The sequence below is a fragment of the Parvibaculum sp. genome (genome assembly GCF_019635935.1).
Lineage (GTDB): Bacteria > Pseudomonadota > Alphaproteobacteria > Parvibaculales > Parvibaculaceae > Parvibaculum.
In genome coordinates, this window is the sequence record NZ_JAHBYN010000001.1 from 2994327 (window position 1) to 3019646 (window position 25320).

27 protein-coding genes and 1 pseudogene are annotated in these 25320 nt (G+C 65.0%); 14 read left to right on the forward strand and 14 right to left on the reverse strand.

From position 1 onward, the window contains the following. Window positions 1–13 precede the first annotated feature (13 nt). The gene (locus tag KF719_RS14735; protein ID WP_293509559.1) at window positions 14–583 is read left to right on the forward strand and encodes a DUF1214 domain-containing protein; all 570 of its coding nucleotides are present in this window, start codon (window positions 14–16) and stop codon (window positions 581–583) included. Beyond that, window positions 580–1125, forward strand: a complete 546-nt coding sequence (locus KF719_RS14740; RefSeq protein ID WP_293509561.1) for a DUF1254 domain-containing protein — start codon at window positions 580–582, stop codon at window positions 1123–1125. Before KF719_RS14735 ends, KF719_RS14740 begins: the two co-directional genes overlap by 4 nt. Window positions 1126–1195: 70 nt before the next feature. On the opposite strand, the gene KF719_RS14745 is transcribed toward KF719_RS14740, so the two are convergent. The 5 genes from KF719_RS14745 to KF719_RS14765 form a co-directional block, all read right to left on the reverse strand. After that, entirely contained in the window at window positions 1196–3292 is a 2097-nt protein-coding gene (locus KF719_RS14745; protein ID WP_293509563.1) for a S9 family peptidase, read from the reverse strand. Window positions 3293–3302: 10 nt separating this feature from the next. Beyond that, on the reverse strand, window positions 3303–3707 hold the full coding sequence (msrB, locus tag KF719_RS14750) for a peptide-methionine (R)-S-oxide reductase MsrB (protein ID WP_293509564.1): 405 nt from the start codon (window positions 3705–3707) through the stop codon (window positions 3303–3305). Window positions 3708–3769: 62 nt separating this feature from the next. Further along, window positions 3770–4222 (reverse strand): MaoC family dehydratase, encoded by a 453-nt coding sequence (locus tag KF719_RS14755; protein WP_293509565.1) that lies wholly within the window; start codon window positions 4220–4222, stop codon window positions 3770–3772. A gap of 96 nt (window positions 4223–4318) precedes the next feature. Then, window positions 4319–4810, reverse strand: coding sequence for an OmpA family protein (locus tag KF719_RS14760; protein ID WP_293509567.1), 492 nt, complete (start codon window positions 4808–4810; stop codon window positions 4319–4321). 190 nt (window positions 4811–5000) lie between these two features. Beyond that, a complete protein-coding gene (locus tag KF719_RS14765) occupies window positions 5001–6566 on the reverse strand; it encodes an AMP-binding protein (RefSeq protein WP_293509569.1) in 1566 nt (521 codons plus the stop codon). 214 nt (window positions 6567–6780) lie between these two features. Here KF719_RS14765 and KF719_RS14770 point away from each other — a divergent pair, with 214 nt between their 5' ends. Beyond that, the gene (locus tag KF719_RS14770) at window positions 6781–7686 is read left to right on the forward strand and encodes a crotonase/enoyl-CoA hydratase family protein (protein ID WP_293509571.1); all 906 of its coding nucleotides are present in this window, start codon (window positions 6781–6783) and stop codon (window positions 7684–7686) included. Between the two features lie 266 nt (window positions 7687–7952). Here KF719_RS14770 and KF719_RS14775 read toward each other — a convergent pair whose 3' ends face one another. Beyond that, on the reverse strand, window positions 7953–9197 hold the full coding sequence (locus tag KF719_RS14775; protein WP_293509573.1) for an MFS transporter: 1245 nt from the start codon (window positions 9195–9197) through the stop codon (window positions 7953–7955). A 177-nt stretch (window positions 9198–9374) separates the two neighbouring features. Between KF719_RS14775 and KF719_RS14780 the strand changes: the two genes are divergently transcribed. Genes KF719_RS14780 through KF719_RS14795 form a run of 4 tightly spaced genes read left to right on the forward strand, consistent with a single transcriptional unit; the run spans window position 9375 to window position 11418 of the window. Then, window positions 9375–9719 (forward strand): metalloregulator ArsR/SmtB family transcription factor, encoded by a 345-nt coding sequence (locus KF719_RS14780; protein ID WP_293509575.1) that lies wholly within the window; start codon window positions 9375–9377, stop codon window positions 9717–9719. Window positions 9720–9723: 4 nt separating this feature from the next. After that, window positions 9724–10167: a VOC family protein gene (locus KF719_RS14785; protein ID WP_293509577.1), complete on the forward strand. Its 444-nt coding sequence runs from the start codon at window positions 9724–9726 to the stop codon at window positions 10165–10167. Between the two features lie 28 nt (window positions 10168–10195). Continuing rightward, the gene (locus KF719_RS14790) at window positions 10196–10729 is read left to right on the forward strand and encodes an SRPBCC family protein (protein WP_293509579.1); all 534 of its coding nucleotides are present in this window, start codon (window positions 10196–10198) and stop codon (window positions 10727–10729) included. A gap of 11 nt (window positions 10730–10740) precedes the next feature. Further along, window positions 10741–11418, forward strand: a complete 678-nt coding sequence (locus tag KF719_RS14795) for a YceI family protein (RefSeq protein WP_293509581.1) — start codon at window positions 10741–10743, stop codon at window positions 11416–11418. A gap of 6 nt (window positions 11419–11424) precedes the next feature. Here KF719_RS14795 and KF719_RS14800 read toward each other — a convergent pair whose 3' ends face one another. From KF719_RS14800 to KF719_RS14810, 3 genes are read right to left on the reverse strand one after another with little or no spacing between them, the layout of a single operon-like run. Further along, complete coding sequence (locus tag KF719_RS14800; RefSeq protein WP_293509583.1) at window positions 11425–12681, reverse strand: MFS transporter; 1257 nt, start codon at window positions 12679–12681, stop codon at window positions 11425–11427. Between the two features lie 56 nt (window positions 12682–12737). Beyond that, complete coding sequence (locus KF719_RS14805; protein WP_293509585.1) at window positions 12738–13412, reverse strand: oxidoreductase; 675 nt, start codon at window positions 13410–13412, stop codon at window positions 12738–12740. Then, window positions 13409–14632, reverse strand: a complete 1224-nt coding sequence (locus tag KF719_RS14810; protein WP_293509587.1) for a citrate synthase family protein — start codon at window positions 14630–14632, stop codon at window positions 13409–13411. Before KF719_RS14810 ends, KF719_RS14805 begins: the two co-directional genes overlap by 4 nt. 176 nt (window positions 14633–14808) lie before the next feature. Here KF719_RS14810 and KF719_RS14815 point away from each other — a divergent pair, with 176 nt between their 5' ends. After that, on the forward strand, window positions 14809–15948 hold the full coding sequence (locus KF719_RS14815) for a citrate synthase/methylcitrate synthase (protein WP_293509589.1): 1140 nt from the start codon (window positions 14809–14811) through the stop codon (window positions 15946–15948). Between the two features lie 150 nt (window positions 15949–16098). Beyond that, window positions 16099–17148: a DUF2332 family protein gene (locus KF719_RS14820; RefSeq protein WP_293509591.1), complete on the forward strand. Its 1050-nt coding sequence runs from the start codon at window positions 16099–16101 to the stop codon at window positions 17146–17148. Between the two features lie 39 nt (window positions 17149–17187). Here the strand turns inward: KF719_RS14820 and KF719_RS14825 are convergent, their stop codons facing one another. Both KF719_RS14825 and KF719_RS14830 read right to left on the reverse strand, forming a co-directional pair. After that, window positions 17188–18399, reverse strand: coding sequence for a hypothetical protein (locus tag KF719_RS14825; RefSeq protein WP_293509593.1), 1212 nt, complete (start codon window positions 18397–18399; stop codon window positions 17188–17190). Between the two features lie 298 nt (window positions 18400–18697). Then, a complete protein-coding gene (locus KF719_RS14830) occupies window positions 18698–19153 on the reverse strand; it encodes a Rap1a/Tai family immunity protein (RefSeq protein WP_293509595.1) in 456 nt (151 codons plus the stop codon). 88 nt (window positions 19154–19241) lie between these two features. Here KF719_RS14830 and KF719_RS14835 point away from each other — a divergent pair, with 88 nt between their 5' ends. Continuing rightward, the gene (locus tag KF719_RS14835; protein WP_293509597.1) at window positions 19242–20384 is read left to right on the forward strand and encodes a hypothetical protein; all 1143 of its coding nucleotides are present in this window, start codon (window positions 19242–19244) and stop codon (window positions 20382–20384) included. A gap of 22 nt (window positions 20385–20406) precedes the next feature. Here the strand turns inward: KF719_RS14835 and KF719_RS14840 are convergent, their stop codons facing one another. Further along, window positions 20407–20706, reverse strand: coding sequence for a hypothetical protein (locus KF719_RS14840; protein ID WP_293509599.1), 300 nt, complete (start codon window positions 20704–20706; stop codon window positions 20407–20409). 131 nt (window positions 20707–20837) lie between these two features. Between KF719_RS14840 and KF719_RS14845 the strand changes: the two genes are divergently transcribed. Next, window positions 20838–21956 carry a DUF2336 domain-containing protein gene (locus tag KF719_RS14845; RefSeq protein ID WP_293509601.1) on the forward strand — a complete coding sequence of 373 codons (1119 nt, stop codon included), beginning with the start codon at window positions 20838–20840 and terminating at the stop codon, window positions 21954–21956. A 408-nt stretch (window positions 21957–22364) separates the two neighbouring features. Here the strand turns inward: KF719_RS14845 and KF719_RS14850 are convergent. Together KF719_RS14850 and KF719_RS14855 are read right to left on the reverse strand one after the other, a co-directional pair. Next, window positions 22365–22739 (reverse strand): annotated as a pseudogene (locus KF719_RS14850) (helix-turn-helix transcriptional regulator); the annotation flags it as partial. After that, window positions 22736–22987, reverse strand: coding sequence for a hypothetical protein (locus KF719_RS14855; RefSeq protein WP_293509603.1), 252 nt, complete (start codon window positions 22985–22987; stop codon window positions 22736–22738). The pseudogene KF719_RS14850 and the gene KF719_RS14855, both read right to left, overlap by 4 nt. Before the next feature lie 128 nt (window positions 22988–23115). On the opposite strand from KF719_RS14855, the gene KF719_RS14860 reads away from it, so the two are divergent. The 3 genes from KF719_RS14860 to KF719_RS14870 all read left to right on the forward strand — a co-directional run bounded on the left by KF719_RS14860 (window position 23116) and on the right by KF719_RS14870 (window position 25261). Then, on the forward strand, window positions 23116–24051 hold the full coding sequence (locus KF719_RS14860) for an alpha/beta hydrolase (RefSeq protein ID WP_293509605.1): 936 nt from the start codon (window positions 23116–23118) through the stop codon (window positions 24049–24051). Window positions 24052–24233: 182 nt separating this feature from the next. Further along, the gene (locus tag KF719_RS14865; protein ID WP_293509607.1) at window positions 24234–24644 is read left to right on the forward strand and encodes a MucR family transcriptional regulator; all 411 of its coding nucleotides are present in this window, start codon (window positions 24234–24236) and stop codon (window positions 24642–24644) included. An 86-nt stretch (window positions 24645–24730) separates the two neighbouring features. Next, window positions 24731–25261 (forward strand): PAS domain-containing protein, encoded by a 531-nt coding sequence (locus KF719_RS14870; RefSeq protein WP_293509609.1) that lies wholly within the window; start codon window positions 24731–24733, stop codon window positions 25259–25261. Window positions 25262–25320 lie beyond the last annotated feature (59 nt).

Here is a 25320-nt window from a genome sequence, read left to right on the forward strand (position 1 = left end):
ACAGAGAGAAAAAATGAAAACACTCATCTACTGGGGCTCCGCCCTGGCGGCGGCGCTCGTCCTCGCCCTGGCCACCGCATGGTGGCTCGTCACCGACTACGACGGAAACTACCGGGCCGGCCCATGGACCACTTCTATCGTTTTCGGCAGCGTCGACGCCGATATGTACACCCGCGCCCGCGTCGCGCTGTTCGGCCTTCTCGCGCTCGACAAGCGCGAGACCATGTACTACCGGGCGGGCATCGACAGCAATGGCGATGCGCTTACCGGCAACTGCACCTACCGCCTCGAAGGTGCGGACCTCGCCGCCCATTGGTGGAGCATCACGGCCTATGACGCAGACAGTTTCCTGATCGCCAACGAGCGCGACGTCTTCTCTTTTTCGCAGACGACGACGGCGCGCGAACCGGACGGCAGCTTCGTCATCCGCATCTCCGCCGACCCGCAGGAGAAGAACTGGTTGCCGGTAAAGGTCGGCGAAAGCTTCGACCTCCTCGCCCGCTTCTACAATCCCGAGGCTTCCGTCTATGCCGATCCCGCCGCCGCCGTTCTGCCCTCCATCGTGAAGGAAACCTGCCGATGAACCGCAAACTCCAATGGGTTGCCGCCGTCGCGGTCGCCGCCGTCATCCTTCATCTCGCGGCGGTCTGGGCCGTCCCGCGTGTTGCGATGTCCGCTGCCATGGACAAGTTGGGCGGCGATGGCGCGCTTAATGCGTTCACGCATTGGGCTGCGCCGACCGACCAGTCGCGTGCCGTCGTCCGGCCGAGCCCCGACCTCGCCTATTCGATCTGCATTCTCGACCTGTCGGCGGGGCCCGTCCGCATCGAGGTGCCGGCGAGCGCCCCCTACACCTCGCTCGCGCTCTATTCCTCGATCACCGACAATTATTTCGTCCGCAACAACCGCGAAGATGGCGGGCTGCAGGATGGCGAAGTGATCGGCATTGTCGTCACCGGTCCCGGCGGCGATGTGCCCGCAAACCTGCCGGCGGGTTTCAACGCCGTCACCGCGCCCACCGAAAAAGGTCTCGCGCTCGTCCGCCGCGTGATCGAGAACGACGCCGCCATGCCGCGGCTCGACGAAATCCGCACGCATTCGGTCTGCGCGCCGCTGCAAGGCTGAGCGACCGGCGATCGAACGCCGGGCGCCATGCGGGCCGCGCTCTTGAGGGGGAGCGCGGCCCGTGCTTTTTTCACGCCTTCTCCGTCACCGCCAGCGCGAAGGCATAGACCCGCGCCACTTCCTTCAGCCGCTCGAAACGCCCCGACTTGCCGCCATGGCCGGCATCCATGTTGATGTGCAGCAGCGTCACATGGTCGTCGGTCTTGAACTCGCGCAGCTTCGCCACCCACTTCGCCGGTTCCCAATAGGTGACGCGCGGATCGGTGAGCCCCCCGAGCGCGAAGAGATGCGGATAGGACTGCGCGCGCACATTGTCGTAAGGCGAGTAGGACGCCATGTAGTCATAGGCTTCGCGGGCTTCGATCGGATTGCCCCATTCGTTCCATTCCGGCGGCGTCAGCGGCAGCGACGCATCGAGGATCGTCGCCAGCACATCGACAAACGGCACTTCGGCGAGAATGCCCTTGAAGAGATCGGGCGCCATGTTGGCGACCGCCCCCATCAGCATGCCCCCGGCGCTGCCGCCATGCGCGACGATGTTGCCGCGCGACGTGAAACCCTGCGCCGCCAGATGTTCGCCCGCCGCGATGAAATCGGTAAATGTATTGCGCTTCTTCATCAGCTTGCCGTCGCTGTACCAGCGATAGCCCTTCTCCTTGCCGCCGCGAATATGCGCGATCGCATAGACAAAGCCGCGATCGGCGAGCGACAGGCAGGTGGTCGAAAAGGAAGCGGGAATGCTGATGCCGTAAGCGCCATAACCGTAAAGCAGGCAGGGCGCGCTGCCGTCGAGCTTGAGCCCCTTGCGATGCAGGATCGACACCGGCACTTGCGCCCCGTCTGCCGCTGTCGCGAAAATCCGCCGCGTGATGTAGTCCGCCGGATTGTGCCCCGACGGCACCTCCTGCCGCTTGCGCAACACGCGCGCGCGCGTCTCGACATCGTAGTCGTAAACTTCCGCCGGCGTCGTCATCGAGCTGTAGGAAAACCGCAAGCGGCGCGTCTCGTATTCGTAGCCCGCCCCCATGTTGAGGTCATAGGCTTCCTCGTCGAAGGCGATCTCGTGTTCGCCGCCGTCGGCGAGCCGCCGGATCGCGATGCGCGGCAGCCCGTCGCGCCGCTCAAGCCGCACATGATGGTCGCGGTAGCAGACATGATCGAGCACCAGCGTGCCCGGCCGGTGCGCAATGACGTCGCGCCAGTTCGCGCGCCCCGGCGCGTCCTCCGGCGCCTCGACGATCTTGAAATCCTCGGCCTCGAGATTGGTGAGGATCAGAAAGCGCCCGCGCGGGGCATCGTGTTCGAGATCGTATTCGACGCCGTCCTCGCGCGCCGCGACAAGCATCGGCTCCGTCTCCGGCGCATCGGCCGGGATCAGGTAAAGCTCGCTGGTCTGGTGGTCATGGCTCGAAATAACCAGCCACTTGCCGCTCTGCACCTTGCCGACACCGACGAAAAATCCCTCGTCCTTCTCTTCATAGACGAGCTTGTCGTCGCGCGCCGGCGTGCCCACAACATGCCGAAAGACTTTCAGCGGCCGGTGCTCGTCATCGACCTGCGTGTAGAGAAAGCTCGCGCCGCCTGCGTCCCAGGCGATGCCCGGCGACGTATCGGGCACTTCGTCCTCGAGGTCGCGCCCGCTTTCGATGTCGCGCAGCCGCACCGTGAAATATTCCGAGCCCTTGCGGTCGGCCGACCAGGCGGCCAGCCGCTGCGTCGGATCGTGATCGACATCGCCGACCCTGAAATAGTCCGTACCCTCGGCTTCCTTGTTGGCGTCGAGTACGATCCGCTCCGCGCCTTCCCCCTCGCGCGGCCGCCGGCAGAAGATCGGGTGCTGCGCGCCTTCTTCGAAGCGGGTGTAATAGGCGAAGGCGCCATCGGGCGAGGGCACCGAGCTGTCGTCTTCCTTGATGCGCCCCTTCATCTCGGCAAACAGCGTTTCGCGCAATGCCGCCAGCGGCGCCAGCGCCGCTTCCGTATAGGCGTTCTCGGCTTCGAGATAGGCGCGGATGTCTTTGTCGAGCGCGCCCGGCTCGCGCATCACTTCGCGCCAGTTGGCGTCGCGCAGCCATGCGTAGTCGTCGATGCGCGTGATGCCGTGATGCGTGTCGCTTTGCGGCCGTTTCGCGGCGCGCGGCGCCACGGCGGGGGGCGTCAGTTTCATTTGGGTCTGGTCAGTCGGCGTCGGGCGTGAAGTCGAGCGCCGTGCCGTTGGTGCAATAGCGCAGGCCCGTCGGCCGCGGCCCGTCCGGAAACACATGGCCGATATGCGCGTCGCATTTCGCACAGACGATTTCGATCCGCCGCACCCCGTGGCTGAGGTCTTCGCGTTCGGCGATGGCGCCGGGCGTCACCGCGTCGAAGAAGCTCGGCCAGCCCGAGCCGCTCTCATATTTGGTTTCGGAGCGGAACAGCGGCGTCCCGCAGCAAATGCAGCTGAACGTGCCGTCGCGATGCTCGTCGAGCCAGGGCCCCGTGAAGGCGCGCTCCGTCGCCGCGCAACGCGTGATCGCATATTGCTCGGGCGTCAGCTTTTTCTGCCATTCGTCGTCGGGCTTCTTCGCGCTGTCGCCGGTCATCCGTTCAACTCCCTGGGGTCGGTTGGCGCCCCGCTTGCGGGAAGCGGGGCGCGCAAACTCGCTTATTCGAAAATCAGGCTCAGCGTTTCCGCCACCATCGCCGGGCGGTCCTGACCTTCGATTTCCATGGTCACTTCATTGGTGATCTGCGTCCCGCCGGCCTTCGGCGTCGCGTCTTTCAGCTTCACGCGGCAGCGCACGCGGCTCCCCACCGGCACCATGTTGGTGAAGCGCACCTGGTTGGAACCGTAATTGATGCCGCGCGTCGCGCTCTTCACGGTGCTGATCTTGCCCATCAGGTAGGGCAGCAGCGACAGCGTCAGATAGCCATGCGCGATGGTGCCGATGCCAAGTTCCTTTTGCGTCCGCGCCGGGTCGATATGGATCCACTGGTGGTCGCCCGTCGCTTCGGCAAACTGGTTGACGCGGTCCTGGTCGATCTGGACCCACTCGCTGACGCCGATCTCGTTGCCTTTTTCGGCCACATACTCGGCAACCGTGTTGAAAACGCGCATGGAAGCTCTCCCGTTGGGTGGTTGTTGTCTCTGGCGGCCCCTGGGGAGCCTCTGGGCCCGTAAACTAGCGGCCTTGGCTCACCGCGCCAAGCGCGCTCAGCGCGAAAGCCTGATCCGCACCCGCCGGTCCTCGGCCGAGTCCCAGGTCAGCGTTTCCTGCAGCCAGCCCCAGGCCTCGCCCTCGGCGACGATGGGTATCTGCGCGCGCGGCCAGCCCGCCGCGGCCAGACCGTCGGCGACATTCCGCGCCCGCTTTCGCGAAAGCTCGATATTCGCCTTCGGGTCGCCGACCTTGCTGGCCTTGCCGAACAGGCAGATCTGCCCGGCCTTCTGGCCCTTGGCGAGCTTGACGATGCGCTCGAAATCCTTCTGGTACTTCGGATCGACCCGGCTCGAATTGGTTTCGAAATAGACATAATAGTTCCGGTCGAACACCTTGTTCGACTTCCCGAGATTGCGGCACTCGCGCCCCTGCGTGTGCATCTCGGAGGTCTGCGCCGCCGCGGACCCGGCAACCAGTGCCGTCCCGCCGGCCATTCCGGCAGCCAGCATGGCCGCCGCGACAAATCCCTTGAGCACCATGTGCATCGAAAACCTCCGTCCGAATGAATCGGCCAAATCTAGCACATAATGTGTGAGTGAGCTGCCGGTCGTGAAAAGCATGGCTTCTAGCTGTCCCCCTGTGGGAGGGTGAAATCGAACGCTTGCGTGAGCGGAACCCGAAACGCAAAACGGCCCGGACATTCGCCGGGCCGCCTCGCGTCTTCTCCACATCCGCTCAAACGATCTTGCTGTCGCGATTGCCCCAGTAGCGGTCGCGGATCAGGCGCTTGTAGAGCTTGCCGGTCGGATGGCGCGGCAACTCTTCCTCGAAGTCGATGGAGCGCGGGCATTTGATCGCCGAAAGCTGCTGCTTGCAGAATTCCATCAGCTCGGCTTCGAGCGCCGGTCCCGCGTCCGACCAATTGGCCGGCTGCACGATCGCCTTCACCTCCTCGCCGAAATCCTCGTTGGGAACGCCGATCACCGCCACGTCGGCGACCTTCGGATGCATGACGAGGATGTTCTCGGCCTCCTGCGGATAGATATTGACGCCGCCCGAAATGATCATGAAGGCCTTGCGGTCGGTGAGGTAGAGAAAGCCGTCCGCATCCACCTTGCCGATATCGCCCAGCGTCGACCAGTGCTTGTGCGCCGGATGCCGGCTCTCCTGCGTCTTCTTCGGATCGTTGTAGTACTGGAACATCGGCGCGTTCGGATCGTCGGCCTCGAAATAGATCGTGCCGGCCTCGCCGAGCGGCAACTCGTTGCCTTCCTCGTCGCAGACATGAACCTTGCCCATCAGCGGCTTGCCGACGGAACCCTTGTGCGCCAGCCACTCCTCGGAATTGAGCGCCGTGAAACCGTTGCCTTCCGAACCGGCATAATATTCGTAGATCACCGGCCCCCACCATTCGATCATCTGTTCCTTGACCGGCACGGGGCAGGGCGCGGCGGCATGGATCGCGACTTTCATCGACGACACATCGTATTTCTTGCGCACCTCTTCGGGCATTTTCAGCATGCGCACAAACATCGTCGGCACCCATTGGCTGTGGGTCGCCTTGTATTTCTCGATCAGCTTCAGGCTTTCCTCGGCGTCGAAATGCTCCATCACGACGACAGTGCCGCCGAGACGCTGCACCGTCATCGACCAGCGGAGCGGCGCCGCGTGATAAAGCGGCGCGGGCGACAGATAGACCGTCTTGTCGTCGATGCCGTAGAGCAGGGCCGCGAGACCGACCAGCGCATTGGGCTCGTCGATGGCGGCGCCGGTCAGCGGCAGCTTCACGCCCTTCGGACGTCCCGTCGTGCCCGACGAATAGAGCATGTCGGTGCCGGCCGTCTGGTCGGCAATCGGCGTCGTCGGAAACTTGTCCCGCGCCGCCTCGTAAGCCTCGTAACCGGCAAGCGTGCCGCCCACGACATATTTGCGCGCCACGCCCGGCAGGTGGTTGTCGCGGACAAGCTCTTCGGCGGTGGCGGCAACGCCCGTTGAGGTGAAAAATACCTTGGCCCCGCAATCGGCGGCGATATAGGCCACTTCGCCGGCCGTCAGCCGCGACGAGATGCAGGTGTAGTAGAGCCCGGCGCGCTGCGCGCCCCAGCAGATTTCGTAGTAGCGCGCATTGTTCTCCATGAAGATGGCGATGGCGTCGCCGGTTTTCAGGCCGGCGTCGCGCAGGAGATGCGCCACCTGGTTCGAGCGCGCGTCGAGTTCTTTGAAGGTCACCGTCTCGCCGGTCGCGCCCATGATATAGGCGGGCTTGTCGGGCGTGGCGGCAGCATGAACGTGAGGATGCATCGTCGGTCGTCTCCCGGGGGTCGCTGCAAGGGCGGCGTCGCTTTTATGCGCGCCTGTTGTTATATCTGATGACAGAAACCAGTGGTTCCGCTGGCGCAAAGACACAGCAATATGACACGCGCGTCAACTTGCATGGGCAAGGGCAGGGTTGACGCAGCGGCAGCGCCCGCCACACCGGAAATTCGGCATAAAGCCACAACAGGGAGCAAGCGACATGGCCTATGAGACGATCAAATACGAAGTGGCGGACAACATCCTGACCCTCACATTGAACCGCCCGGACAAGCTCAACGCCTTCACCGGCCAGATGATGTTCGAGATGATCGACGCCTTCGACAAGTCCGATGCCGACGACAATATCCGCGCCGTCATCGTCACCGGCGAGGGCCGCGCCTTCTGCGCCGGCGCCGATCTGTCGGCGGGCGCCAAGACCTTCGACTATGCCGAGCGCGAGGACCGTCCGGAAAAGGCGAACACGCCCGTCATGGCCAATGGCGAGATCGACTGGTCCCACGAAAGCGTGCGCGACGGCGGCGGTCGCCTGACCTTGCGCATCTTCGAAAGCCTGAAGCCGGTCATCGGCGCCATCAACGGCCCGGCCGTCGGCGTCGGCGTCACCATGCAACTGCCGATGGACATTCGCCTCGCTTCCGACACGGCGAAATTCGGTTTCGTCTTCGCCCGCCGCGGCATCGTGCCCGAAGCCTGTTCGAGCTGGTTCCTGCCGCGCGTCGTCGGCATCAGCCAGGCCCTCGAATGGACCTATTCGGGCCGCGTCTTCGGCGCCGAGGAAGCCCTGAAGGGCGGTCTCGTCCGTTCGCTGCACAAGCCCGACGACCTCCTCCCCGCCGCCCGCGCCATTGCGAAGGAAATCGTCGACAACACGGCAGCCGTCTCCGTCTCGCTGACGCGGCAGATGCTCTGGCGCATGCTCGGCGCCGATCATCCGATGGAAGCGCACAAGGTCGACAGCCGCGCCATCTACGCGCGCGGCGCCTCCGCCGACGCCAAGGAAGGCGTCATGTCCTTCCTCGAAAAGCGGCCGGCGGTCTATCCCTGCAAGACCTCGACCGACATGCCGTCCTTCTATCCCTGGTGGCAGGAACGCAAATACAGCTGACCAGATTTATCCCCGCCGGATTGAATTTTCCGGCGGGGATTAGTTTTCTTGCTCCGAATTTTCTCCCGGCGCATCGGGTGACGTAAAGGGAACGGATTTGAGGGTCGAAAAACGTGCGCTCAAACGTGCCTTGGTGCGCACAGGTACGGCCGCCAAAACGGTTTGTGACAGTTTTTTGACAGTACGATGACAGAAGCGCCTTTCGGGGCGCCGAAAACAAGTAATCCCCGCTTTCGGGAAGCCTCCGAATCCGTACACGGATCGATTTAGCGCGGCGCCTCGACCCGCCAGAGCGGTGTCAGCCAGTAGATCGCGAACCACAGAAACACCATCAGCCCGCACGGCACCAGAACCGCATCGAGCGGCCCGACTGCGGCGATCAGATAGCCGATCAGCACCGCGCCGATCGGCCCGCCGCCCATCGTGCCGAGATTGAAGCCCGCAAGCATCCGTGCACGGAGCGCCGGCGTCGCGCTTTCCTGCACGATCGCGCGCGACTGGCTCATCGAGATGCCGGCCGCAAGCCCCCAGCAATGCGCGAGCAGGAACACGCCCCAGATCGGCGGTTCGAAATGAATGAGCACCATCACGCCGGAGCCCGTGCACATCGCAAGCATGATCGCGCGGCCCTGGCGCTGGATCGGTCGCATCCGCGACAGCACGAACGACGAAATGCCGATGCCGCTGAAGAACGACATGAACACGAAGCCGATCTCACGCGAACTGCCGTGATAGACGTCGCGGATCAGCAGCGGGAACAGCACCATGAAGACGCCCATGAAAAGCACGCCGGAGAAAAACATCAACAGCAGCACGGGCCGGATGCGTTCGTCGCGCCACACCGCTTCGAGCCCTTCCTTGACGTCGCGCAGCGGCCGGCGGCGCGTGCCCGGCGCGCGATGCTCGACCGGCGGCGAGACGGCAAGCCGCGACGTCGTGAAGGCGGCAAAGCCGAGCAGCAGCGCCTGCAAGATCAGCAACGGCGCCGCGCCGACATATTCAGCCGGGCTGCCAAGCGCGTAGCCGACGACCTGTCCGAGAAATTGTCCGCTCATGGCGAGCGCCACCGCGCGCTGGATGTTGCCGCCGAGGCTCGTCATCGCGACGCGCGACAGCATCGAATCCCGCGCCGGCATGATGAAGCCGCCCAGCGTCGACAGCGCCAGCGCGTAGAGGATCATCATTTCGTAGAAAAGAATTCCGTTCCAGATCAACGCCGCCAGCGCCAGCGGCGGCACCATCGCGATGAATTGCAACCGCATCAGATGCGCGCGTAACTCGACCCGGTCGGCCATCGCACCGCCGAACAATCCGAGGATCAGCATCGGCAGCATCGAGAACATCTGCGCGATGCCGACGCGGTCCGAACTTTCATGCAGCACGAAAGCAATAATCCACGGGAACAACACGCCCTGGATGCCGCCCGCAAGGAAGTAACCCCACAGTCCGGCCATGTACCAGCCATGGTCGTTCCGCGGCGTCCCGGTGGCGGGCGCGTCTTGTGCAGTCATCGAGGCCTCGGAGCGGCCGGCTTCGGCCAAGGATAAAATTGGTTCGGTCGCCTTACTATAGGCGCGCCGCCGCCCGGCGCAAAGCGCGGCGGCGCCGCGACTTCTCGCAATGGAAACCGTTGACAGCACGACATTCTTTTGTAATAAACCATCGAGTTAAATAAAGAGACCTCGCTCATGCCGCCAGCCCTTCATCACGCTTCGGCCGATCCCCTCGGCGCCAAGTTCGCGGCGCTGGCCGACCCGACGCGCCGCGCCATCCTCCAGCGTCTGGCGCGCGGCGAAACCTCCGTGAAGGAGCTGGCGGCGCCCTTCGAGATGAGCCTGCCGGCCGTCTCCAAACATCTGAAGGTGCTGGAGCGTGCAGGCCTGATCGCGCGCTCGCGCGATGCGCAATGGCGGCCCTGCCGCATCGAACCGGACGCGCTGCGCGACGTCGACGACTGGCTCGAAAAATATCGCCGCCTCTGGACGGCAGGCCTCGACCGCCTCGACAAGTATCTCGCGGAGAACAAGGAGTAGTCCGATGTCCAATGGTCCTGTCGTCCCGCCGCTGCCGCCCGCGCCGTCGCTGGCGCCGCATCTCATCATCGACGGCGCCGCCGCTGCGCTCGACTTCTACAAGAAGGCGCTTGGCGCAACCGAGCTGGTGCGCGTTCCCTCCGATGACGGCAAACGTCTGTTGCATGCGCATATGGAAGTGAACGGTGCGGCCGTCTTCCTCTGCGACGACTTTCCCGACTATCCGGGCGAAGGCGCCATCGCGCCGAAACGCCTCGGCGGCACCTCAGCGATGATCCATCTTCAGGTTGAGAACTGCGATGCGGCGGTAAAACGCGCGGCCGATGCCGGCGCGAAGGTGATTGCCGAACCCTGGGACGCTTTCTGGGGCGACCGTTACGCGCAGGTCATGGACCCGTTCGGCCATGTCTGGAGCTTCGCGCATCCGCTGGCCGGCAAACCCGGCTGACAAAATCCATACTCGACAGGGAGCAACCATGCTCAGGATAATTTTGATCGCTGCGGCGGTCCTCCTCGCGGTCTTCGCGGCGCTGCTCGCCTATGCGGCGACGAAGCCCGACACGTTCCGCGTCGAACGCTCGACCCTGATCGACGCACCGCCGGAAGCGATCTATGCGGAGATCGAGGATTTCCGCCGTTGGCGCGCCTGGTCGCCTTACGAGGAGCTGGATCCGAACCTCGAGCGCGACTACAGCGGCGCCGAGCGCGGCGTCGGCGCGCGATATGCATGGCAGGGCGACGGCAATGCCGGCAGCGGCAGCATGGAAATCCGCGACGCGGTGCCGGCGTCCGAAATCGTCATCGCGCTCGAATTCACCGCGCCGATGGTGGCGAGCAACACCGCGATGTTCACGATGACGCCGGAGGCAGGCGCAACGCGCCTCACCTGGGCGATGGAAGGTCCGTCCAGTCTGATGTTCAAGTTCATCGGTATCTTTCTCGACATGGACAAGATGATCGGCGGCGATTTCGAAACGGGTCTTGCGAAACTGAAATCCAACCTCGAGTGAGGAGAACGACAATGAAGCAATCGATTGCCGCCGCCGTCGCGCTCGCGCTTTTCCTTGGCTCGCCGGCCGCTCTCGCGGCGCAGGAACCGGCGGACGTTCCCCCTGCATCCACGGCGCCAGTCCCCGGCGGCGTCTACACGCTCGACAAGTCGCATGCCAGCCTGATCTTCCGCGTCAGCCATATGGGCTTCTCGAACTACACGGGGCGGTTTGCGACTTTCGACGCGACACTCGACATCGATCCGCAAAATCCGGCCGCCGCAAAACTCGAAGCGACCGTCGACCCGGCCTCGCTCGCGGTCGAAAACCCGCCTGCGGGCTTTCTCGAATCCCTGCTCGGACCGGACTGGTTCAACGTTGCGCAATTTCCCGAGATGATCTTCCGCTCGACGAAAATCGAAATGACCGGCGACGACACCGCCCGCGTCACCGGCGACCTGACGTTGCATGGCATCACGCTGCCGGTTGTCTTCGACGCGAAGTTCAACGGCGGCTATGCCGGCCATCCCTTCGATCCGAACGCGCGCATCGGTTTCTCGGCCCGCGGCTCGCTCTCGCGCTCGGCCTTCGGCATCGCCTACGGCGTACCGGAGGAGGGCTCGACAATGGGTGTCGGCGACCCGGTGGAATTCATCATCGAAGCCGAATTCACCGGCCCCGCATGGGCCGATGCGCCGAAGGCGGAGTGAGGCCGCTCACTCCATCTCCGCCTTGTAGCTCCAGATCGGCGAGAGGAAATAAAGCGCGGCGAGGATACCGACCATGATCGTTGCCGGCACCAGCACGGCGTCGAAAATGCCGAGCCAGCCGACAAGCAGGCCCATCGTCAACGCGCCGATGGGTGCGCCGCCCGAAAAGCCGAGCTGATAGGCCGCGAGCACGCGCGCCCGGTGGCTTTCAGGTGCGGCGATCTGCACGATGGTGCGTCCCATCGTCATCGTCGTGCCGGCGCCCATGCCCCACCAGAAAACCAGCACGCAGATCATCCAGAACGGCATCGGGAAGTGGAACAGCGCCAGGATGACGAGGCCGCTCGCCAGCGAGCCCATCATCATGCGCCCGCGATGGCCGATATGGCCGATACGGAGCAGCGCCATGTTGACGACGATCGTGCCGCCCCAGAAACAGATATTGATGATCGCGAACTTGACCGTGAACTCGGCCGCCGATGTCAGGTAGATGTCGCGGATCATCAAGGGCAGAACGACAAGGAAGCTGCCGACATAAAAAAGCCCGACCGCGAAATTGAGGCCGATCACCGTGGCGACGATCGGAACGGCGGCGGCCGTCTTGATGCCGTCGACGATTTGCGCGAACCGGCTTTCGGTACTGGCGGCATTGCTCGGCGGCAGTGGCGTGAGTTTCAACGACGCGAACAACCCCGTCAGCATGATGACGGCCTGGAAGATCAGCAGCGCCGGCGTGCCGGTCAGCGCGGCAAGCGCCGCGATCAGCATGCCGACAAGCTGCGAGCCCATCTGCACGCCCATCGCCATCGTGACGGCCTGTTGAATGCCGGTCTCGGCGACGCGCGTGAGTGCCGAGTCGCGCGCCGGAATCGCGAAGGCGCTGAGCGTTCCCATCGTCAGGGCAAAGACGATCAGCGAGGCATAGGTGAGGTTGCCCGAAAGATAGATGCCGGCCAGCACCAGCGGCGGCAGCGCCGACAGGAAATGCACGCGGATCAGAATGCGCCGCGCATCGCCGTGATCGGCAACGGTGCCGCCGAGCAGCATGAAGAGCAGCGCTGGCGCCATCAGCGACATTTGCGCGATGCCGACCCGCGCCGCCGGTTCGTGCAGCACCTGCGTTACGAGAAACGGAAAGATGACGAATTGGATGCCGAGGCTGACGAACCAGCTCGCCTGTCCACCGAGATAGAAATTGAGACGCTGCCGCCGCGCCGCGGCCGCATCGCCATTGGCGGCGGCCATCCCTTCATGCGCCGTCATCGCGGCTCCTCCCGAACTCAATTCATTTTTGGAACTGTATCACGCGCAAGGAATTTTCAAGCCCCCGCGAGACGCATCATGCTGTCATGGGTGTGAATTTGCCGTCCCGTGACGCCGGTTGACGCAGCGGCGCGCATGGCGCGGGCGACATTTTCGGCGCGTATCGAACGATAGGCGCGCGCCGGCCCGAGCATCAACGCATTGAGAACGGGCGAGACGATTTTGCCGAGGGCTTCGACGGGCCGCGATTCCGTACGTTCGCCGATCAGCAGGCCGGGGCGGAAAATATGCAAGGTCTCGAATCCGAGCGCGCCAAGTGCCTGTTCCGTCTCGCCTTTGACGCGCGAATAGAAAACGGAGGAGGCGGGGTCGGCGCCGATCGACGAGACGAGCAGCAGCCGTTTCGCGCCGCGCGCCTTCGCGGCTTTCGCAAAGGCGACGATGTAGTCGTGATCGACCTTGCGAAAGGCATCCTGACTGCCGGCGGTCTTGATGGTGGTGCCGAGTGCGCAAAAGGCGTCGTCGACCGGAATGTCGTTCTGCGCCAACGACTTGTCGAGCGCGTCGAAGTCCACGACCAGCTCTTCAAGCTTCGGCGACGCGGCGCCGTCGAGCGGACGGCGCGTCACCGCGACGACGCGGCCGTATTGCGGATCGGCGAGAAGCAGTCGCAGCAGATGGCCGCCGACAAGCCCGCTCGCGCCGGCGATTAGTGCAGTCTTTTCAGTCATCTGGGTGCCTCTCCGGTGTAGCGCGCCCGCGGCCGGATCATCGTGCCGGTGCGATATTGTTCGATCGCATGGCCGATCCATCCGGCGGTGCGCCCGAGAACGAAAATGCTCAAGCCCGCGCCGCGCGGCAGATGCAACACGGCGCCCATGGCGGCAATGGCGAAATCGATATTGGGTTTGAGACCGCCCGCTTCCGCCATCACGCGCAGAATTCGTTGCGCGCGCAAGAAGTTGGCGTCGTCGCCATACTTCTCCTTCAGCATCGAGATCAGCGCCCTGGCGCGCGGATCGCCGTCCGGGTAGAGGGTGTGGCCGAAGCCCGGCACGGGGTCGTTGTCTTTCAACCGCTGCAGCACCGCATCCTCGACATCCTGACGGTTGGCCATGTCGAGCAACAGGCTCTCGACACGGCCCGACAAGCCGCCGTGACGCGGACCCTGCGCGGCGCAAATGCCGGCCTGCACCGCTGCATATAGCGTGGCGCCGGTGCCGGCCACGCAACGGACGGTAAAGGCCGAGGCATTGAGCTCATGATCGGCGCAGAGCACCAGTGCCGCGCGGATGAGCTCGGCAGCCGGTTTTTCGCCCTGGGTCAGCGCGCGGGTGAGAACCTCGTGGAGCGGTTTTTCGCTCGGTTCCTCGCCCGAAATGACCGCGCCGACGAAGCGCATCAGCCGCGCGCCGGTGGCGGCGAGGCCGCGATCGGTCATGTTGTAGACGGTCGGATCTTCGAGCGCGGCGAGGGGGAGGAGGGCGAGGCAACGCTCGATGCGGGGCGATTTCGCAAGGCTTTCCGCCATTTTTTGAAGCTTCTCACCCGGATGCAGTACCGCCTCTCGGGTGAAGGGTTGCTCGCGCGCGCCCCACAAAAGCGCCGCCACCTGCTCCAGCGAGGAGGTCCGCGCGAGCGCCGTCGCATCCGAGCCGCGATAGTGGAGCTGACCGTCGGCGATGAGGGTGATGGCCGAATCCATGACCGGCAATCCGAAGCTGAGAGAGGCGGGAAGGGCCGGATTTTCGGCGGAAACCCGCCGTTTTTTGAGGGTCCGCACATCCTCGGCGCGGTACCGCCTGGCGCGCGAACCTGGAACCGGCTCGGAGCGGATCATGTCGCGGCTGACATAGGCGTAGAGCGTCGCCGGACTGATGCCGAGTTCGGCGGCGGCCTCGCGGGCCGAGAGATAGAGGCTTTCCGGCGGATTTCCGGGCTTTTTGACCATGACGCCCTCGGATTATTTTATATTGATTAGCTTAATCAAGATTGACGGTCAATCAACCTTCCCCCAGCTTCAATTGTGACAGCGCGCTGTCGAACCATTGTGCAGCGCCATGGCGCCTGCGGAGCAAGCCCATGAAATTATTGGGATTTCGGCGCCGGAATTGAAGGAGTTGAGCGATGTCAAAGACTGTCACACAGGAGCGCGCCTCGGCCAGCGGCCTCGATAATGTGGTCGCCGCCGAGACAAATCTGAGCCATGTCGACGGCGAGGCGGGCCGCCTGATCGTTGCGGGATATGAGGTCGAAACCCTTGTAAACGCTCACGATTTCGAGGGCGCGGTGGGCGAACTCTGGCGCGCCGCCGGGGCCGAACCGGGCGACCTGAGGGGCCCTTTGGGGGCCGCCCGCACCGCCGCTTTCGCACTGGTGCCACAGCTTCTGTCATCGAACTGTCAAAAAACTGTCACAGAAGGTCTGCGCACCGGCTTGTCGGTGCTCTCGGACGGCGAGCCGACCCCGGGGATAAGTGAAGCTATCCCCGCTTCGCTGGTGGACCATCTGCGCGTGCTCGGGGCCGCCCCCGTTTTCGTCGCCGCCCTCTGTCGCCAGATGGAGGGGAAGGCACCGATCGCCCCTGACCCGAAGGCCGGCCACGCCGCCGACTTCCTGCACATGCTGAAAGGCGAAAACCCGAGTGCGGCCGAGGCGGAAGCCTTGAACGCCTATCTGGTGACGGTGATGGATCACGGCATGAATGCCTCGACCTTCACCGCCCGCGTCATCGCAGCAACGCGCGCCGGCACGATCTCGGCGGTGGTCGGCGCGCTCTGCGCCTTGAAGGGGCCGCTGCATGGCGGCGCGCCGGGGCCGGTGCTCGACATGCTGGACGAGATCGGCACGGAAGCGAATATCGGCCCCTGGCTCGACGCCGCGATTGCGAGCGGCGAGCGGCTGATGGGCTTCGGCCACCGCGTCTACAAGGTGCGCGACCCGCGCGCCGATGTCTTCGACAAGGCCGTCAGTCTACTGACGAACAACAACGAGCGCCTGCGCTTCGCCCGCAAGGTCGAGGCCGGCGCGCTGGCGGCGCTGAAAAAGGCCAAGCCCGGCCAGCGCCTCGACACCAACATGGAGTACTACACGGCCGTGCTGCTGGAAGCGCTCGGCATTCCGCGCGACGCGGTGACGCCGGTCTTCGCGATGGCGCGCATCGCCGGCTGGTCGGCGCATGTGATGGAGCAGGAGCGGGTGGGCCGTCTGATCCGCCCGCAATCGGTCTATGTCGGCGACTGGCCGGAAGAGACGCGGGCCGCGTGAGGGGGACGATCCGCCCAAGGATTAAAACAAGGGCGTCACCCCGGCGAAAGCCGGGGTCCATCGGCGGTTCGGCGAATGCGGTGTCTCGACGCGCGGCCCATGGATTCCGGCTTTCGCCGGAATGACAACTTTTGTTTGAGAAAAACGGAAATGACCGGCACCCACACGATCCCCGATGCCTTCCGCCGTCAGGCGCTGGCCTGCCGTCATCTCGGTTCGCCTTTCACAGGCCGCGTCTGCGAGGCGCTGGCCGACGGATTGACGACGGAGACGGCCTTCGGCGCGCGCATTCTCGGATGGGCGGGCCATACGGTGAACGACGCGCTGGCCTTGCGCGCGGCAGGCGCGCTGAATGCGCTGGCGCGGTCGGGCGGTTGCGCGGCACTCGCCGCCGCCTATCCGCCGCATGAGGCGGACGATGAGCGATTGCGCGACGCCATTGCGGCGGCGATGGCAGGCCACGACGATTTCCTGACCTGCTTCCTCGACAGCGCGCCGCAGACCAACGAGGCCGGGCGCTCCAACGCGCTGCTCGGTGGCGCACTGCACGTTGCCGCTGCCACCGGACTGCCGCTGGCGCTGCACGAGATCGGCTCGAGCGCGGGATTGAACCTCGTCTTCGACCGCTATGCCTATGAACTCGGGGCAGCGCGATGGGGCGCGCCGGACGCAGCTGTGACCATCGCCGCCGAATGGACGGGTGGCCTGCCGCCGCTCGATGCGCCGCTGCGGGTTGTCTCGCGCGCGGGCTGCGACATCAACCCGCTCGATCCCGCCCGCGACCGCGAAAGGCTGCTCGCCTATATCTGGCCCGACCAGACCGCGCGGCTCGCCCGTATCGCCACGGCGCTCGACGAAGCGGCCCGCACGGGAAGTGCGGTCGAGAAGGCGGATGCCGCCGAATGGGTCGAGCGACATTTCGGGCCAGCGGGCAGGAACGGCATCGTCCGTGTGCTGATGCATACCATCGTCTGGCAATATCTGCCGGCGGCGACGCGGGCGCGCATCGAAGCCGCGATGGCGGCGGCCGGCGCGCGGGCGACCGAGGATGCGCCCATCGCCTGGCTGCGCGCCGAGCCCGATAAAATCGACAAACTGTCCGCCGCCGTTACGCTGACGCTCTGGCAAGGCGGCGCCGCCGAAACGCAAACCCTCGGCCGCACCGATTTTCACGGCCGATGGACGCAGTGGGGCGGGTAAATCGCATCGACCTCGGGTTCCGGCATCGGCACGAGGACATTATCGGGGAATGTGCTTCGGGAAAGAGTACTCTGGCGACATGTTGCTCAAGACGAAAGCGTGAACGCGCTTCCATGCCGGCAGCCATTCAAGCGGAAATCGATATTGCATCGCCACGTCCTGAGCGACTAGCGGCCAGCGTACCAAGCACCATGGCGCGACGCCGGCGTCCTTTGCCATGCATTGGAGGATGACGCGTTGATCGTCGAAGCTGCCATAGTAGCGTTCCATATTCCCGTACGGCGTTCTCGGGCCGATATATTCGCCTGATGATCCGTATGAGGCTGTACGCAGGCCATAGTCCCACTGAACATCGTCGTCGCGCTCGGTTTCCGGATAGATTCCGTAGTTGGAACTGCCACTCTCATGGCGTGTATAAGTTAGCTTCAGAAGGCACCGTCCCCGCCATGATGCGATCGGTTCGATGGGCGGCAGTTTCGACAACTCGTCTTGCAGAAGATGGTCCATGCAGTAGGCGGAATGTCTGTTGCCTAGCGCCAGAGAGAACGGTGGATTCTCGTTCTTGCTCGTGAAGTGGCTCTTGTTTACGCGCTGACGGCGTTCCACCGTAATCATTCCTTCGACAAGGCAGGATGTCACATCAATAAGGCGATCCCAGCGCTCGCGGTGAGTTACGGATGCGATGAAGTTGAAATGGTATTCGGGTGCCGATTGGACCTGTATCCTGCACAACGAACGAAGCCCGTTGCGGTACGGACATTCCGCGAACTGCGCCAAGCCGCCATCTTCGTTCATCTTCAGTGGTATTGTGTAGTGGCCGGTTCGTCGAGGGTAGTCTTCTCTTCGCTCCATCGGTTCGAGCTCGACGCCGTGTAGCTCCGATCGGTAATTGAACATGATGTCGTTCACATCCGGCGACGCAGGATTGATCGACAGTACGAATTGTTGTCTGGGCGGCAAGTAGAATTCGCTCAAGTCCCGATCTAGGTTTCCACACCGAGTTTCGGAGCTGAGTGCAGCGAACCTGTCGCCGCGTATCAATATCTTCAGGAAGCTCTTGTATCCGCCTCCGTCAACGCCGCGCCCGGAGACGTTGGGCGGAAGCGTAACGGAAAGAACGGAATGGGAGTCATTCGAAGGGTCGCCCAGAACAATCCTACGTTCGGTCGGGATGAGGGAATAGACCGCCGCAACGCCGAGCAGCGTCCCGGCCAGAACAGCCGGACCAAGACGTCGATACCGAAATTTCATCGACCGTTTCCCCCTAGCGGCTATGCCTCAATCGAAGCTCGCTCCGCTTTACGCAAATTGTCACGCGCACCTTCCGCGATGACAAGCGTATTTGCGTTCGACTTTCGCGTCTGGAGGTGGCGATAGCGCACGCGCCCATGGCTTACTGCGCGCCGAGCCCGATAAAATCAACAAACTGTCGGCTGCCGTCACGCTGACGCTCTGGCAAGGCGGCGACGCCGAAACGCGAATCTTCGGCCGCACCGATTTTCAAGGGCGGTGGACGAAAGGGGCGGGTGAGGGAAGGCGTTTCCTGCCCTCAGCAAGGCGGACGGTCGGAGAAGGTTTTTTGCGCGAGCTTGACGGCGGGCTCTTCCATCAGTTGCGGGTTCCAGTCGGCGGTGCGGACGATTTGTTGCGCGAGCTGGTCGTAAGAGCGGGCGCCGTCGATATTGATGCAGGCGACGGTGTTTTGCGAGGGTGTGTTGAAGGCGCGTTTCAGCCGCTCGTCTTCATGGAGATAGGTGAGCGAGCCGAAATAGCCCATCAGGTATTGGCGGCAGAAAAGCGCCTGGCGCGGCGTCGGCGATTTCGGATTGAGATGATGCTCGGCCAGCACCGCGCAAGCCGCGCGGAGGTCGGCGCCGGTTTCGATCCGTACACGCGCTTCCGCCGCGCCCGGCGCAATGAGCGGCAAGACAAGCAAAACAGCGCCGAAAATTAACGATGACAGCGCAAAAACGGGCCGTTCCGGCCTCTTTTCATAGCTTCGCATTGCGGCATTTCCTTCCTCACGCGACAATGAACAGGAGATCGGCCGCCGCCGCAATGGGGCGCGGGCCGGGCGGCAACTGGGTGGGGTCATGAAGTCGCGCATACTGATTTACGGCGTCGACCACTATGTGGGTGCGCTCGCCTCGCGCGTGGCGGCGGGGCGCGGCGTCGCGCATATCGGCGCTGGCCGCGACATTGCGCCGGTCGCGCAACATGCAACGTCGATGGCGGGCGGCGCGACGGCGGGCGGGCCGGTGGAGCCGCGCATCTTCACGCCGGGCGACGCGCATCGCATCGCCGGCCAGCTCGACGATGTCGGCGTCGTCGTCAACGCGGCGCGGCTCGCCGAGGGCGATTTCAATTCGCTGCTGATCGCCTGTCTCGCGACGGGCACGCATTTCATCGATCTTTCGGCCGACCGCGCGACGATCGCCGCGCTCGGCGCGCGCGACGAAGCGGCCAAGCAATCCGGCGTCATGCTGATCGCGGGCGCGGGCTTCGATTTTGCCGCCATCGACGCGCTGGCGGCGCGGCTTGCCTATATCCTGCCCGGCGCCCGCGCAATCACGCTGGCGGTGAAGCGCGGGCTCCTGCTCGGCGACGAGGCGCGGGCGCTGATCGCGGCCATGCGCGAACCGGGCGAGACGGTGAAGAACGGCCAGCCGGTGCCGGAAAAGCCCGCCGCGCGCAGCCTCGATATCGATTTCGACGCCGGGCCCGAAAAAGCCTGGCTCGCGCCCTGGAACGTTTATGCGCTGGCGGCGCGGCATCGCGGCGCCTATTCGACCGTCGAATGCTACGAGGCGCTGCCCGAGCCGCTGGAACGCGTGCTGACCGGGGGCACGTTCGGCGCCCGCCTGTTTCGCCGCGGCTGGGGCCTGAAACGGCTGGAGAAAAAACTCGGCCGCCGCCGCACCAAACTCACCGAGGCGCAGCTGAAAAACGGCCGTGCGGTTGTCTGGGGCGAGGCGCGCGCGCCCGACGGCACGTTGCGCCGGGCGCGGCTCGAAACGCCGGACACGCATCTCTATTCGGCCGAGGCCGCGCTGGTGCTGGCGCGGCGCGCGCTTGCCGGCGATGCGCGGCCGGGCTTCCAGTTGCCGTCGGCCATCGGCGGCGCGGCGCTGGTCGAGGACATCGCGGGTGTCGCCTGGCGCGAACTCGCCGACCCGTCCGACATTCTGGCGCTGGAAATCGATCACCCGCTGGCCGCCGACGCGAAGCGCGCCTGAGCGGCGCATCAACAGCGGCACTTCAACGCACGCCGGTGCCGCGGCCGGAACTGTCGGGCATGCCCATGCCGCCGCCGCTGTCGTCGCGGATGCGGCAGGCGTTGTAGCCGGCGTTCCAGCCGGCCCTGTAGGCCTCGATGGTCTTGTAGGCTTCCTCGTTGCGGGTGATCGTGGTGGGATCGCCCGGCACGCGCGAGGTGGCGCTCCAGCAGCCGTCCGAGCGGCCGGCCTTGTAGTTCGGGTCGTCGGCATGTTCGCTGACGCCGAGCCCGCAACCGGCCAGCGCCAGCGCCAGAACGGCGGCAATCAGCGGAAATCTCATCTCGGAATGCCTTGCTGGTGACGGTGGAAAGGCAGGATAGGCCGCGGCAAGGCCGAAATCCACCGCGATGCTTTACGGAGCCTTAACGCGGCCGGTGGTCTGATGGGCAAGGCCCCGAGCGGGCGGGCAGGATGCAAGGCAGGATCATGGCGCTACACGGCTACGCAACCGATGAGGACGACGACGCGCGCCCGCGCGCCGCCGATCAGGACGCGATGCTGCGGCGGCTTGCCGACCTCGCGCTGCTGCCGGCCTCGCTGGTGTCGCCGCAGGAACGCAGCGTGCTCGACACGATGCTGGCCTCGCTGGCGATGCGTTTCGAACCGGCCATGCGCCAGCGCCTTGCCGAGCGCCTTGCGCCGCATACGGACGCGCCGCGCGAACTGGCGATGGCGCTCGCCCTCGACGACATCGACATCGCGCGTCCGCTGTTGAGCGAAGGGCAGATATTGAAGGCCGGCGACCTCGTGCAGGTGGCGCGCGAGGGAAGCGCGGCGCACCGCATGGCGCTTGCCGCGCGCAAGGACCTGACCAGCGACATCGCCGATGCGTTGATCGAAGGGGGCGAGGCGGCTCTCGTCTGCCGGCTGCTCGAAAACCGCACCTCCGAATTGTCGCTGCGCGCCGTCGAAACGCTGGCCGGGCGCAGCGCCGCCGAACCCGAATTGCTGGCGCCGCTGCTGGCGCGCCCCGAACTGACGCTGCGCCTCGCGCACCGGATTTTCTGGTGGGCGCCGTCGCCCTTGCGCCTCGAAATCCTGACGCGCTTCACCGCCGAGCGCCGCCATATCCACAATGTGCTGGATGAAATCCTGGACGGCGATTTCGTGCCCGATCCGGCGCTCGCCTCCGCGCTGTCGGTGGTGCGCCGTCCGGCGCCGGCCGACAAGGCGCGCCTGCACACGCTGCTCGCCAACGCATCCGCCGACGGCATCGGCGCGCTGGCCGAGGGTCTTGCGCGCGCCGCACGCCTTCGCACCGAAACGATGTTCCGTATCCTGAACGATGCCGGCGGCGAACCGCTGTCGGTGTTCGCCAAGGCGGCCGGCCTCAACCGCAAGGAATTCGGCGACCTGATCGTCGCCGCCGTCGATCTGCGCAAGGGCGCCCTGCCGGGCAAGGGCGACCTCGAACGCATGGGCGAGCTTTTCGACACGATCTCGACCGACCGCGCCGATTTCGCGCTGCATTGCTGGGATGTCGGACTTGCCAACGAAACGTTGCAGGCGGGCTTTGGCGACGAGGCGTGAGCCTCAGTCGGCGGCGCTCGGCGCGGCGTAAGGCGGCACTTCCTCTTCCACCGCCGCCTCGGCCGTCACGGCGGCCGCACGCGCAAAGCGCGGACCCGATACGATCTCCTCAAGCTCCAGCCGCGCCGTGCGCGCCGTGCCGATGATGTCGCCCTCGGCGCGGTCGACGAGATCGAGCACCGCCCTGATGCCGTCGAGCACTTCATCGAGCCAGCTATCGAGACTGCCGCCCTGCGCCTTCAGCGCCACGGCGTCGGCGGCAAGCCGCGTGACGGCGCGGCGCACGGCTGCCGTGTTGAAATCGACAGGCCCGGTGACGAGCGCGGCGAGCTTGCGGATCTGCGCGCCGACGCCGTCGATCAGCGCCCGGCGTTCGCGCGCCCGGCGGCCTTCCTCGTCGGCCGGCGGCGCCAGATCGTCGAGCGACACGCCGAGCACTTCGGCAATCGCGGCCATGGTGCGGAAGGTGCCGTCCTTCTTGCCAGTTTCGATTTCCGACAGGTAAGGCGCGCTCATGCCGGTGGCACGCGCCAGCTCGATGGCTTTGAGGCCGCGATGTTCGCGCCAGACGCGCACCGGATTTTCGCCGTCGGCGATGCGATGCGCAACGGCGCCGGGCACGGGCTCCGGCCCGTCATAGCCGAGCGCGGCGCGGCCGGCGCGCAAGTCCTCTGCATCCTCCGCCGCGCGTTTCAGCCGCTCGTAGTCAGCCGCCGGCACGACGACGAACAGCGTATCGCCGTCGGGCCCCGCGATTTTCTGATGCGGTGCGTCGCGGCTCATGGCGCCTGCTCCCCGCCGGTCAGCGCGAGAATGGTGGTACGGCCGGACTTGCGCGCAAAGACGATGCGCAAATCCTCGCCGGCGCGAAACGACATCAGCCCCGGCGCGATTTCGCGCGCATCGCCAGGCGCGTCGGCAAAGGCGCGCACACGCGCGCGATCTTCCGCGCCAAGGCGCAGGAAAGCCCGCCATGCGCCGCGCGCGTAGCAAAGATCGTTTCGGGGCAGATCGACGGACTGATTCTGCATATGCCTGACCGGTGGAGGCGGCTTCGGCGATTTTTGAAGCCTGCCGCATTCGCCGCCTGCTAGCATTGCCCAAAGGGAACGCGTCGCGGGGCGCGAATCTCGTTGAATCGAACCATAGGGAGGCGGGAATGTCCAATGACCGTGAAGCCATGAGCATCGCGCGGCTGAAAGAGCTGGTGCGCGAGCGCAGCAAACGCGCCGAATTGCCGCTGGCCGAACGCCGCAAGGTTATGGACGGCAATGCAGATGTGTTCCCGGTGCCCGCCGGCGTTACCGCAATGCCCGCCGATCTCGACGGATTGAAGGCCGAATGGGCGCGGCCGAAGGAAACGGACGGCGCGACGGTGCTTTATTTTCACGGCGGCGGTTATGTGCTCGGCTCGCCGGTGTCGCATCGCCACCTGACGTCGCGGCTGGCGCTGGCGGCGCGCGCGAATGTGCTGAGCGTCGATTACAGGCTGGCGCCCGAGCATCCGTTTCCGGCGGCGGTCGATGACGGGCTGAAGGCCTATCGCTGGCTGCTGGGCGAGGGGCATGCCCCGGAGACGATTGCGCTGGCAGGCGATTCGGCGGGCGGCGGCCTTGCAATGGCGACGCTGCTGGCGGCCAAACGCGACGGCCTGCCGATGCCGATGGCGGCCGCGCTGTTGAGCCCCTGGACCGATCTCACCTGCGACACCGGCACCTATGCATCCTGCGCCGGCGCCGATCCGATGATCACGCAGGCCGGCATCAAGGAACTGGCAGCGATGTATCTCGCCGGCGCCGATCCGCGCGATCCGCTGGCCTCGCCCAATCACGGCGATCTTGCGGGCCTGCCGCCGCTGCTGATCCAGGTCGGCAGCGACGAGGTCCTGCTCGACGATGCGCGCGATCTCGATGCCCGCGCCCGCGCCGCCGGCGTCGCGGTGGATCTCGAAATCTGGGACGGCATGATCCATGTCTGGCAGGCCTTCTATCAGATGCTGCCGGAGGGCGAGCGGGCGATCGAAGGCATCGGCGGTTGGCTCGCAGGACAATATGCAGCGGCCGGAAAGGCACGAAGCGGCCTCGCCAGGGTGTAAATCGCGCTAAATCATGGCTAATCGTGACGCGGTGATTTGCAGCAAGGCGTCAAATTCGGCCCCTTGATTGCTAATCGCTGAAAGAGCTATAGAATCATTTGTAATATTCGGATTAATTATCGACCCGAGAAGTGATGCTTGTCGGGAGGCGGGCGGCGTGCCGAACAAATTACGAGGCGGTGGTGGCGGATAAGACTGAACTCATCGAGATGACGGCCGAGATCGTTTCGGCCTATGCCGGTCACAACAAGATAGCTCCAGAAGAACTGGCCGGTCTTATCCACAAAGTCTTCGGCACATTGGCGCAAATCTCCGTGGGAGGGGCCGCCGAAGCCGGGCCGCGCCCGGAACCGGCCGTGTCGATCCGCAAATCGATGACCCCCGACTACCTGATCTGCCTCGAAGACGGCAAGAAATTCAAATCGCTGAAGCGGCATCTGCGGACGCATTACGATCTGAGCCCCGAGCAATATCGCGAGAAATGGGGCCTGCCGCGCGACTACCCGATGGTGGCTCCGAACTACGCCCAGGCACGCTCCAAGCTTGCCAAGAAGATGGGCCTCGGCCAGACGGGCCGCCGCCGCGCGCGATAGGGCCTCCGCGCCGCGCGGCTTGCATTAAAGCCCGCATCCGCCCAAGATTTTTCCATATGATTCGCCGCCGGGAGCCAACCCGGTCTTTGGAGGAGGCGCTTCTGACCCGCGCCGACCAAGCCATCCGCGCCCAGTTGATCGTGCCCGAGCAGCGCGAGCTCTTCGATTACTGGCGTTCGAAATCCATCGACGGCGCCTTTCCGACGCGCGCCGACATCCAGCCCGGCGAATTGCGTGCGCTGTTGCCCTCGCTCAGCCTGCTCGACATCGTCGCCGAAACGCACGAGACGGTGCGGCTGCGCGTGCGCCTCGCCGGGACGCGGTTGCGCGATTATTTCGGCGTCGAGATGACGGGACATTTTCTCGACGAATACGATCTCGGCGATCAGGCCGAATACTGGAACGGCGCCTATCGGGAAGTGATCGGCGCCGGCCGTCCGGCGCAGGGCGTGATCGCGCTCGACGCCTGGAAGCAACCCAATGTCTTCCAGTTCTGGTTGCGCCTGCCGCTGGCGGACGCGGAAGGCCGCATCGTCATGGTGCTCGGCCACGACGCCTTCCTGCAATCGGAAAAGGCCCACGCGCTGGCCGAACGCGCCAATCTTCGCATCGCCTGAACGACGCGCCGCTTGAAGGACGCGCCCCGAATGGCGCAGACTGACGGGCGACGATGCGA

Coding starts and splice junctions, on each gene's coding strand:
- KF719_RS14735 (WP_293509559.1), top strand. CDS start 14: ATGAAAACACTCATCTACTGGGGCTCCGCCCTGGCGGCGGCGCTCGTC.
- KF719_RS14740 (WP_293509561.1), top strand. CDS start 580: ATGAACCGCAAACTCCAATGGGTTGCCGCCGTCGCGGTCGCCGCCGTC.
- KF719_RS14745 (WP_293509563.1), bottom strand. CDS start 3,292: ATGAAACTGACGCCCCCCGCCGTGGCGCCGCGCGCCGCGAAACGGCCG.
- msrB (WP_293509564.1), bottom strand. CDS start 3,707: ATGACCGGCGACAGCGCGAAGAAGCCCGACGACGAATGGCAGAAAAAG.
- KF719_RS14755 (WP_293509565.1), bottom strand. CDS start 4,222: ATGCGCGTTTTCAACACGGTTGCCGAGTATGTGGCCGAAAAAGGCAAC.
- KF719_RS14760 (WP_293509567.1), bottom strand. CDS start 4,810: ATGCACATGGTGCTCAAGGGATTTGTCGCGGCGGCCATGCTGGCTGCC.
- KF719_RS14765 (WP_293509569.1), bottom strand. CDS start 6,566: ATGCATCCTCACGTTCATGCTGCCGCCACGCCCGACAAGCCCGCCTAT.
- KF719_RS14770 (WP_293509571.1), top strand. CDS start 6,781: ATGGCCTATGAGACGATCAAATACGAAGTGGCGGACAACATCCTGACC.
- KF719_RS14775 (WP_293509573.1), bottom strand. CDS start 9,197: ATGACTGCACAAGACGCGCCCGCCACCGGGACGCCGCGGAACGACCAT.
- KF719_RS14780 (WP_293509575.1), top strand. CDS start 9,375: ATGCCGCCAGCCCTTCATCACGCTTCGGCCGATCCCCTCGGCGCCAAG.
- KF719_RS14785 (WP_293509577.1), top strand. CDS start 9,724: ATGTCCAATGGTCCTGTCGTCCCGCCGCTGCCGCCCGCGCCGTCGCTG.
- KF719_RS14790 (WP_293509579.1), top strand. CDS start 10,196: ATGCTCAGGATAATTTTGATCGCTGCGGCGGTCCTCCTCGCGGTCTTC.
- KF719_RS14795 (WP_293509581.1), top strand. CDS start 10,741: ATGAAGCAATCGATTGCCGCCGCCGTCGCGCTCGCGCTTTTCCTTGGC.
- KF719_RS14800 (WP_293509583.1), bottom strand. CDS start 12,681: ATGACGGCGCATGAAGGGATGGCCGCCGCCAATGGCGATGCGGCCGCG.
- KF719_RS14805 (WP_293509585.1), bottom strand. CDS start 13,412: ATGACTGAAAAGACTGCACTAATCGCCGGCGCGAGCGGGCTTGTCGGC.
- KF719_RS14810 (WP_293509587.1), bottom strand. CDS start 14,632: ATGGTCAAAAAGCCCGGAAATCCGCCGGAAAGCCTCTATCTCTCGGCC.
- KF719_RS14815 (WP_293509589.1), top strand. CDS start 14,809: ATGTCAAAGACTGTCACACAGGAGCGCGCCTCGGCCAGCGGCCTCGAT.
- KF719_RS14820 (WP_293509591.1), top strand. CDS start 16,099: ATGACCGGCACCCACACGATCCCCGATGCCTTCCGCCGTCAGGCGCTG.
- KF719_RS14825 (WP_293509593.1), bottom strand. CDS start 18,399: ATGAAATTTCGGTATCGACGTCTTGGTCCGGCTGTTCTGGCCGGGACG.
- KF719_RS14830 (WP_293509595.1), bottom strand. CDS start 19,153: ATGCGAAGCTATGAAAAGAGGCCGGAACGGCCCGTTTTTGCGCTGTCA.
- KF719_RS14835 (WP_293509597.1), top strand. CDS start 19,242: ATGAAGTCGCGCATACTGATTTACGGCGTCGACCACTATGTGGGTGCG.
- KF719_RS14840 (WP_293509599.1), bottom strand. CDS start 20,706: ATGAGATTTCCGCTGATTGCCGCCGTTCTGGCGCTGGCGCTGGCCGGT.
- KF719_RS14845 (WP_293509601.1), top strand. CDS start 20,838: ATGCAAGGCAGGATCATGGCGCTACACGGCTACGCAACCGATGAGGAC.
- KF719_RS14855 (WP_293509603.1), bottom strand. CDS start 22,987: ATGCAGAATCAGTCCGTCGATCTGCCCCGAAACGATCTTTGCTACGCG.
- KF719_RS14860 (WP_293509605.1), top strand. CDS start 23,116: ATGTCCAATGACCGTGAAGCCATGAGCATCGCGCGGCTGAAAGAGCTG.